The 3,373-nt window shown below is 43.6% G+C and carries 3 protein-coding genes and 1 pseudogene; all 4 read right to left on the bottom strand.

What is annotated here, in order from left to right; genetic code table 11:
- Positions 1-88 precede the first annotated feature (88 nt).
- On the bottom strand, positions 89-940 hold the full coding sequence (locus GNE10_RS33125) for an alpha/beta fold hydrolase (protein ID WP_185570297.1): 852 nt from the start codon (positions 938-940) through the stop codon (positions 89-91).
- A 226-nt stretch (positions 941-1,166) separates the two neighbouring features.
- Positions 1,167-2,288 carry an FAD-binding oxidoreductase gene (locus GNE10_RS33130; RefSeq protein ID WP_185570298.1) on the bottom strand — a complete coding sequence of 374 codons (1,122 nt, stop codon included), beginning with the start codon at positions 2,286-2,288 and terminating at the stop codon, positions 1,167-1,169.
- Positions 2,289-2,551: 263 nt separating this feature from the next.
- Positions 2,552-3,007: a photosystem II protein PsbQ gene (gene psbQ / locus GNE10_RS33135; RefSeq protein WP_185570300.1), complete on the bottom strand. Its 456-nt coding sequence runs from the start codon at positions 3,005-3,007 to the stop codon at positions 2,552-2,554.
- A 291-nt stretch (positions 3,008-3,298) separates the two neighbouring features.
- A pseudogene (locus GNE10_RS33140) lies at positions 3,299-3,373 on the bottom strand (photosystem II protein D1); the annotation flags it as partial.

Below are 3,373 nucleotides of genomic sequence, written 5' to 3' on the forward strand. Positions count from 1 at the left end.
ACCCTCCCCTTGGCAAGGGGAGGGTGCGCGTTAGCGCGGGTGGGGTCTTTGTATGCGTCTTCATATTAAATTGGTATGAGGTATATTCTCAATGAGCCTCTTTACGACGCACAAAGGGTAAAAGGTCTTCTAAAATAGTCTCATGGTAATGTTCTTGAGGATAATGTCCGACGTTATTAAGTTTTATTAATTCTGCATTCGATACCGAGTTAGCAAAATTTTCTGCAATGTCTACAGGTAACCAAGGGTCAATAGTACCCCATTGAATGAGAATTGGCTGTTGCCATTCTTTAAACCCAGATTCGATTTCTGTCATTGCAGAATCAAGTTGTAAATTGCGGATACTTGCTAACAAACTTCGACCAGATGCAGAAGTTGTTAAAAATGGTTTTCGATAAACATCTAAATCCTTATCTTCAATGCGATAACGGCTACCACCTTCTAGTGTGCGGTCAACTAACAAGGGGTCTTGGGTCATAACTTCACCAGCCAAAGGTAAACCCATTTGTTTAATTTTCCAGGGTAACTTCGCAGTCTGGGAAATTGGTGTATTTAAGATAGCTAAATTGGCAATTTGTTCTGGATGACGCAAAGCATATTGTAGTCCTACAGAACCCAAAAAGCCTTGTACAACTAAAGAAAAATGTTCGAGTTCTAGTGCTTTGATAAATTCTTCTAAAGCCGTAATAAAAGCATCAGGAGTGTAAGCAAAATCTCGTTTTTCTGGTTTTGCAGAAAACCCGTAACCAATCCAATCTGGGGCGATCGCTCTCGTACCTTGATTAGCTAAAGCAGGTATAATATTACGCCAACTGTAACTTTGTGAAACTAAGCCGTGTAGCAACACTACTGGCGTTAAATCAGTTCTGCCGATTGGTGAAGATTCACGATAAAACCATTCGAGTGAATTTACAGTTATTTTATGTTCTGTTATTGACACGCTATTTTTCTTATAGATTGGGCATGGGGGAGGCAGTGCGGTCTTGGGGTCTCCCCAAGTGGAGCAACTGCCGTCATTGGGCATTGGGCATTGGGCATTGGGCACGGGGAAAGGGAAAGGGGTATGGTTCGACAAGCTCACCAACCGGGGAAAAAGGGAAAGATTAAATTTATTCCTTTCCCTTTAACCTTTAACCTTTTCCCCTGCCCCCTCTGCTTCCCATGCCCTATGCCCCATGCCCTTGTCCCTGAGGAATAATCATCTCACGAATTGCATGTGCTGTAGCGGGAGCCAATAAAACGCCGTTGCGATAGTGTCCAGTGGCCAATAGGACATTACTAAATCCAGGTAACTGACCAATAACTGGGGCTGGGCGTCCTTCAGGACGGGGGCGTAATCCAGACCAAGTGCGGACAATACTTGCTGTAGCTAATTCTGGGCAAAATGCGATCGCTTGTTCTCTCACAAATTCCAACAGTTGTTGATTCGGCGGTATTTCATCGCCGTTGGTGGGAAATTCCACCGTTGCACCAAGCCAATAATCTCCACCACCCACAGGAACAATATGGACATCATTACCTGTAATGGCTGGCTGGAAGTCGGGATTGCCCAATGGATGCTCTAAATGTACTTGTAAAGCCTGTCCCAACACCGGACGGATATCAATCTGCTGGTTTAATTTTGCTGTGAGTGGTGTTGAACCTAATCCTGCTGACACTACAAACCAATCAGCAGCTATTTTTCCTTCTGTAGTCTCTAGGTGATGGCAACATTGGAGTGAAGATTCAATAATTGAAGTTTCACTATCTAAAACAGCTACGCCAAATTTGAAAGTCACACCATTATGCTGAGCAGCCTCAACTAAAGCCAATGTCAGCGCAGTTGGATCGAGTTGACGGTCTTGAGGAGAATAGACAGCGCCAGTAATTTTTTCACAATTTACCTGAGGACAAATATTTTTCAGTTTACCAGTGTCCCAAATCTCTAACTCCCAGCCTTGAGAGTGGCGAGTTTCTACTAACTTTTCCCATGCTGAAATTTCCTCGCTGACATCGGACAACAGCATAAGAATTCCTTGGCGGTTAAAAGGTATCTGACGATTTGTTAAAGTTTCTAATTCTGGAATCAAAGTTTCATAGCGTTGGATGCTAATTTGTCGCATTTGCCAAGCCTTGCCCTTGATTTTTTGACTGATTACCCCCATCAAAACGCCAAGTGCAGCACCCGTAGAAGCTTGTGCTGGTGGTTGTCGGTCGAAAACAGTGATTTTCAGTCCTTTTACGTGACTGAGTTCATAAGCGATGGCAGCTCCAACTACACCACAACCGATAATGACTACATGACTCATTGTTTATTTGAAATTAAGGGTATGGGGCACAAGAGGCAGAGAAGCTCTAGTAGTTCGCTTTCGTGACTTAGCTCTTTAAAGGGGAAAGGGGAAAGGTTTTAAATCCCTTACCCTTTACCCCTTTCTCTTTCCCCAGCCCGAAAGAAGCGCATTTTTGGGTTGGCACACCACTAGGGGCAGAGGGTAAAAACTCATCTCCCTTGCTCCCCTGCTCCCCTGCTCCTTCTACTCCCTCATCCCCCCATCCCTACCTTAACTTGCTTCTATTGAGTGCTTGCCTCAGGAAGCAACTGGAGGAATTTGTCAATATCTGCGAAAGCGGCTTCGGAGTTAGTCAACGCAAGTTGAGCGTTACCAGAGGAAGCGCCTTGATTGATTTTAACCAAGTGGTTAAACAAATCTCGCGTTATTTGACGTGCTGCGGTTTGGTCTTTGGATAGAAGGTGGGGAGTGACATAAGTCAAGTTGAACCTTGCTTCTGTTATTGGGCCGTGTATAAAGTTGCTCACGTTGATCCAATCTTGTTTTTGAATCAGGGTTTTCAACTCTTGTGAGCGATCGCGCACAGCTTGAATTTCGGGAACGTATTCCTTAATTTCCGCAATTTGGCTTGCAGTGTACGTTGGAGGTGCAACTGCAACACCAGGCCCGCCACAACTAATAAGAAATGTGGCCAATAATACTAAAATCAATGAAAAAATAGAGCTTTGACGCTTCATACACGGAACTTATTTGCTTCTTGTTTGCCGATTCACAGTGTAATTTTAGATCGCTAGGGCACTCAATCATTCACTATAGAAATCTAAAATCCAAAATGGTGTTCCAGTTTTTCCAAAAAAACTTTTTCACAATTGAGATAAACCTGTTTTTTTGTTGCCACAGAAAAAATTTCTGATACTTGAGTTGCTCTCAATATGATGTCCTAAACAATAGACTTGCCTTAAATGACCAAAATCGACAAAACGCCCTCTGTTTCCAGAGAGCGTTTTCTATTTAGTTAGACTCGATGATTAACCGTTGATAGCAGGAGCGCTGATTGCAACAGGAGCCGCTTCGGCAGATGCCAAGTCTAAGGGGAAGTTGTG

The organism is Nostoc sp. 2RC, from assembly GCF_014222165.1.
GTDB classification, from domain to species: Bacteria; Cyanobacteriota; Cyanobacteriia; order Cyanobacteriales; family Nostocaceae; genus Nostoc; species Nostoc linckia.